Consider the following 4,547-nt stretch of genomic DNA (forward strand, 5'->3'; position numbering starts at 1 on the left):
TTTCTACCTTTTACCATTTGTTTGAAGGTTCACAACTTGCTTCTACGTCCTAGTCTCTATCACTGTTTCGACTACTTTTGCCTAATGGATAGCTTTTTTAAGGGGGGCTGGGGGGGATCATAATCTTGCGGAAAACTTTGAAAACACGCCCTAGGGGGGCGAAACCATACCCAGAATCAGCAACGCCGGATCGCTTTTTTGATCAATCCTATATTTACATTTCCACTAAAAATGCTTCGCAACTTTAATCTTGCTCTTCTTCCTCTTCAATCACTCTGACTTGTTTTGCATACAGCTTCCCATTTTTTTCGTATCCTTTAACTTCAACTAAAGTGCCTTGAGTAAGCTGAGATGCAGAATCCGAACCAATGTATTTCTGATTAAATGTAATGTCTGAACTGCCATCATCAGGTGCAATTTTACCCCAGTGTGAGTTGTCTTCATTACGCCCGATGTATTTAATCCGACCAGTTTTGATGAACCATGTCTGAATTTGGTCACGTAATTGTATAAACTTTAGATGATTTGGGGTAATTTTCAGTGCTCGATCACAATAAGCTAATGCTTCTTCCCGTTTTCCTAAGCTAGATAGGGCATAAGTTAACTTACGGGTAACAATTTTTAAACCCGGAATATTGGATAAGCTTTCATCAATTTCAAAGCCTTTTGATAATGCTTCAACAGCCTTTTCAAAATCTCCGCGTTCTATAAATGCCTTACCCATTGCTGTATGAACCTTTGCGAGATATTTTTGCTCGTTAAGTTCTTCGAACAATTTGATACTGTGGCGGAAATACATTTGTGAACGCTCAAAGTTTTCTTTACCTTTTTGATGAGCTTTGAATTGTCCGAAGCTATTGGCTATGATTGCTTCCCCTAGTTGATTACCAAGGTTGTGTGCTAGGTAAAAACTATCGCTAATAATTTCGTGAATATCATTTTCTTTATAATGCTTTTTTGAAATCAGAATATTCAGAACCTCTTCCAATTGCTTGTGATTGCTACTCTTTATAGAAATGTTGATTGCTAAGCGGGTTGCCTGTAATGCTTCTTGAACATTTTTTTGATTATATAAATTGTTAGCTAAATTACGAATAGAATAGATTAATTCATTGATTTCAAGATGTTCATAGTAATTTTCTAATAAAATAAAAACTTCCCAAGATTTAATGAATTTTTCATATTTTTTTAAGGAATTAGCCAACCTAAACAACATGCTTGCATAGTCTTTAGGATTTATATCATCACTTAGATCGATTGCTTCATTTAAAATTTTAAATGCCTCTTTTTCTTTATGTTGTTCGAATTTATTTTTGAATAAAAATGGCAATCCAATAGCAAGCTGTTTTTGGTCATTGGTGTCTTTGGCGATTTTAATTTGTTGTTCAAAGGCTTGCTGTGCTTCCTTCAATAAATTATCTTTTGCTTTCCCTTTTGCTTGCCTACCTTTTTCTTGCAGAATTTTTCCTCGAATATTATAAAGGGTAGCCAGTTTTTTCTGATTTTTTTGATTGTCAGTATTCAAACATATTTTAATTGCTGCATTTATTGCTTCTAATGCTTCTTCAAAACTTTTTTTATTAGATAAACCGTTAGCTAAATTTCTTAGAGTTGAAACTAACCCATCACTATTGAAACTTTCATGAATATCTGCGGCAATTAATAAAATTTGCAAGGCTTCACTTAAATATCGCTGCTTATACAGTTCTCCTCCTAAAGTCATTGCACTAGTTGCAGCTCTCCGAAGCTCTCCTAAATTTTTAATAATAAGAATCGCCCGCCTCCATCGCCCTTGAACTTCTTCTATTTCTAGAGTGCCTTGTTGTAGATGGAGTTTGTATAAACTTATCAGTCCATTAGCAAGCTGATAGTCCTTGATAGCTTCGGCGATTTTAATTACTTCTTCAAAAGCCTGCTCTGCTTTCTCTAATTCGCCCTGTTCCTGGAGCACTCCTCCTAAATGCTTCCACCCAATGGCTCTTGATAAATCATTACCAATCTCTTTATCAATATCAATTTGTTTATTAAAAGTTTCAATAGCTAATTCCAGTTTACCTTGTTTTTGGTAGACGCCACCCAAGACATTCAGTACCTTAGCTTCGCGCATCTTGCGAGTATTTAAATCCGGAATCTTTGGTAGATCATCCTGGGCAGATTCCAATATTTTTTCAGCTTCTTCAAATTCTTTTGCAAAAGACCAGTAGCGAGCCTGATGCATTTTATATTTAACCACTGCCTTCCAATCTTGGAATTGCTCTGCCCAAGATTGAAATCTTGCCGTCAAAGTAATTGCCTTGTTCCAGTAGCCATGCTTTTCAAATAATCGGTGTAGCTGTAAGGCAAATTGGTAGTTTTCCAATTTGATCTGGTCTGTTTCAGCTTCATGAGTCTGCAACCACTCGGCAGCTAAGATCACATCATCCAAATTTGCAGCAGCTTCATCTACGACCGTCTCATCTACGACCGTCTCATCTTCTAAATTTTCAGGCTGTAACCATTCCACAAAAAATTTAGCATGGCGTTCTTGTGCTGTAGCTAGTAACCTTCGCTTGTGAGCCAGATCCATTGCATATACTCGTACTAACGGATGCAGCACATAACGGTTTTCTCCCGTATCTACATAATCCAATAAGGACAAATTATAAATCCGCCTCAATTTACGCTGAGCTTGTAAATTCTTCTGGCATCCTGCTGTTACCATCGCTGTTTTTTTAGCAAAACCTTCCGCTGCACACACGCTTAAACAGGCAAAAAAATCAATTTCATCCTCTGAAAGCGACTTCAAGCTAAAATTTAATGAAATCTCGACATTAAGGTCTTTATCACCTTCTATTTTGAGTTCTTCCAAGAGTTCATCTTTCTCTTCTTCTAGAGCCTGGGCATAGTCGTCCAAAGAGTCGCGTTGTCCTTGTAATGCTGCACCTACTACTCGGAGTGCTAATGGTAATCTGCCAACAATTTTCGTTATCCGCTGAGCTGCGGCTAATTCGCTATTGATCTTGGATTCACCCAGAATTTTTCTTAGTAAATCTAAAGCATCCTTTTCCGGTAGCGATCGCAGCCTAATCGTCTGAGCTTCTGGCACATCTAAAGAAACAGGTAGAGTCTGATTCCGGGTAGTGACAATCACAGCACAACTGTTGCCCCCTGGAAGTAGCTCCTTGATACTTGCTTCTTCCGCATTATCGAAAATCAGTAGCATATCCCTTGGGGCAAACAAGGTTTGCATAATCTGCTTAGGTTCTCTGTCATCCTCTGGGTCGATGGGCTTGTCAATCAGCCGTGCAAACTGCCGTGCGATGGTATTTAAGTCCTTGTTATCCACTCGCAAACCAACCACTCCATCGGGAAATTCGTCTTTTTCGTCTTTTTCGTCTTTTTCGTCTTTTTCGTCTTTATGGATGGTGGCAAAGTGATACGCTAAGGTAGATTTACCCATCCCTCCTGTTCCCGTGATTACCACAATCTTGCGTTTGTGATCTTGCTGGGACAGTAGCACCTCTTCTAGCTGCCTTAGCTCCTCTTTACGTCCAGTGAATCTTTCTATATTGTAGTCCGGTACTATAAAGGGGTCAGGGGATGAAGCATCAGTTGTTAAGGTTTTAGGCTTTGGTGATCCGTTTTTTTTTTCCGTTCCAAGACCTTCAATATTGCGCAGCAATTTCACTGTTGCTGGTTCCGTGCCGTCCTTTCCTTTGGGCAGTCTAAAGCTTGCATCGCAACCAATCTGCAATCCGCCCCCCTGTTTTTTCTCTGCTTTACGGGGGTAGATGCTCAGGGAGGCGGTATCCCCTTCGATCTTCAATTCGCATAGTGAATAACCATGCACCCGTTCCTCGTTTTTTTCCCCCCAGCCTTCCATACCGAACAAGGAACAGCCTTGCAGTGTGCGTCGAGGATTCGCACCACCTTCCGCCAAGCTGCTTAGGTTGGACTCGTGCATATGTCCAAACAGATGCAAAGCAAATCGTTCCGGCGGGCTGTGAATCTCACTATTTAGCTGCTCTTTGGCTTGGTCGGTTAACCAATCCTGGGGGTGGTGGGTAAGCAGCAAACAAGCATGGTGTTCTTTTGCCCAAGACGGTCCATTTGGATTACAGGCTCCATTGAACTGGCGCGGATGTAGAGCCAGCTTACCTTGTCGGTCACCGCCCATCAGTTGCAGAAACGCGCTATTGAGTCCTAAAATTCCGAGTTTGAACCCGTCTTTCTCTATTGTTGCTGAAAAATCTCCTGGCAGTATGCCCTCTGAATAGATGTCTGGCTTAGGTACGGTTATATTTTTCCACCATTCAACATAATTCTCGAAAGCTGTAATTACAAGCTGTCGCTGAGGAGATTCGATGTTATACCAAAATGGATTTTGGATATCAGGATTGTTCCACATATCCCTCAGACAAATCAATGCCAGGTCAGATTCGTTATCTGGTCGAACCAGGTCGTGGTTGCCAGGTACAGCCAGAAACTTCGGCTCAAATCCCATCTGGCGAAACTTGTTCCAGAAATTAGTTAATAGTTTATCTACCTGTTGGAATTCCGATTTACTA

General features: G+C 40.3%; 1 protein-coding gene. It reads right to left on the minus strand.

Features of this window, described 5'->3' with window-relative positions:
• Positions 1–244 precede the first annotated feature (244 nt).
• Positions 245–4,483 (minus strand): tetratricopeptide repeat protein, encoded by a 4,239-nt coding sequence (locus tag F6K49_RS35820; RefSeq protein WP_293104445.1) that lies wholly within the window; start codon positions 4,481–4,483, stop codon positions 245–247.
• Positions 4,484–4,547: the final 64 nt, after the last annotated feature.

The organism is Moorena sp. SIO3I6, from assembly GCF_010672095.1.

Coding starts and splice junctions, on each gene's coding strand:
- F6K49_RS35820 (WP_293104445.1), bottom strand. CDS start 4,483: ATGGGATTTGAGCCGAAGTTTCTGGCTGTACCTGGCAACCACGACCTG.